The 1,283-nt window shown below is 50.2% G+C and carries 1 protein-coding gene; it reads right to left on the bottom strand.

The annotated features are described in order from the left end of the window. Positions 1-166 precede the first annotated feature (166 nt). Entirely contained in the window at positions 167-1,183 is a 1,017-nt protein-coding gene (locus BUB16_RS20995) for an IS5 family transposase (RefSeq protein WP_073068802.1), read from the bottom strand. Positions 1,184-1,283 lie beyond the last annotated feature (100 nt).

Here is a 1,283-nt window from a genome sequence, read left to right as displayed (position 1 = left end):
AGGAGGCTTTGAAAAACCTTTTGTTGTTCTTTGATTTATTTTTTGTGGCTGAATGTTGAACTGATGCTTTTATAATCGTCAACATTTTGACCGATATTAGTCCAAATATACCTCGAAACAGTCTTAAAAAGGCTGCTTGAGGCTATTTTTATGTCCTTTGGCTGATTCATGAAGCTACCGATCCCACGGGGTTGGATTTTTCGAGTAAGAATCTGGCCCTGCTTAGGTTCCACCCAATGCAGGCAAAGACAAACCGAAGCCGGTTACGCACTCGGGTTTTAGCTCGCATGGCCACCAGATTAGCCTTGGTCTTCATCCAGGCAAACGGGTGTTCTACGGCGGCCCGAACGCGATTAAGCTTGCGGTTACGCTTTTTCTGGGAACCCGACAGCGGCTGGCCTCGTTTGGCCTTATCCAGAACCCCATAGTACCAACCGTAGTACCGGGCCGAATATTTGTGGTGGCCGTCTGCGTAGGCTTTATCGCCAAACAAGGCCTGCTCATCATAGCTGATCAGCTTCTTTGTTTGGGTACTGTCGTGGCGGTTGGCCGGGGTGAAGGTTGCTTTGCGAATTAGTTTCGACTCAACGTCTACCCCTATATGGCCTTTGTAACCGAAGTAGTACCTGCCACCCTTCCGGGTGGATTTGGCATCGGTATCTATCTGCGGGGAGGGCTCCTCTCGAAGCTCCTCGCGCTTGCTGCCTGAGAGCGGTCGCCCCGAAGAGGGCAAAATGGAGGCATCGACAATGGTCCCTTTTTTAACCATCAGGCCTTTGGCCTCCAACTGTCCATTAACCAGCTCGAAGATACGCTCGTCCAGGTCATGGGCGCTCAGGGCCTCTTTAAACCGCCAAAAGGTGGTAAAATCAGGGATCTCTTGGTCCAGGTTGATCCCTACAAACCGCTGGAAGCTCAGCCGGTCTATGAGCTGATCTTCCAGTTGGGGTTCACTCAGGCTGAACAGCGACTGCAAGAACGTGGCTTTGATCATCCAAAGCGGGTTGGTACGAGGCCGGCCGCCGGTTTTGGGGTCCGTTTTATCAATAACCGAAATGGCCCGGACCAGCGGCTGCCAGTCGATGATCTGATCGAGTTTGATCAGGTGTTTGGAGAGCTTGCTGATCTTGCGCCTGCCCGAGAGCAGTCCGTCGCCAAAGCTTAATTGATTATCGTCAGCCATGAGAAATTGAATGTTTTTATGAACTAAAATTTAGAATGAACCGAAAAATAACAGAATCCCATTAAAAACGCACTGAATCAGGGGGTTTTGCAAAGCCTTC

The organism is Fodinibius roseus (assembly GCF_900129315.1).
Lineage (GTDB): Bacteria > Bacteroidota > Rhodothermia > Balneolales > Balneolaceae > Fodinibius > Fodinibius roseus.
The sequence above is the reverse complement of the archived record's forward strand: the minus strand, read 5'-3'. Positions and strand labels throughout refer to the sequence as shown.

Coding starts and splice junctions, on each gene's coding strand:
- BUB16_RS20995 (WP_073068802.1), bottom strand. CDS start 1,183: ATGGCTGACGATAATCAATTAAGCTTTGGCGACGGACTGCTCTCGGGC.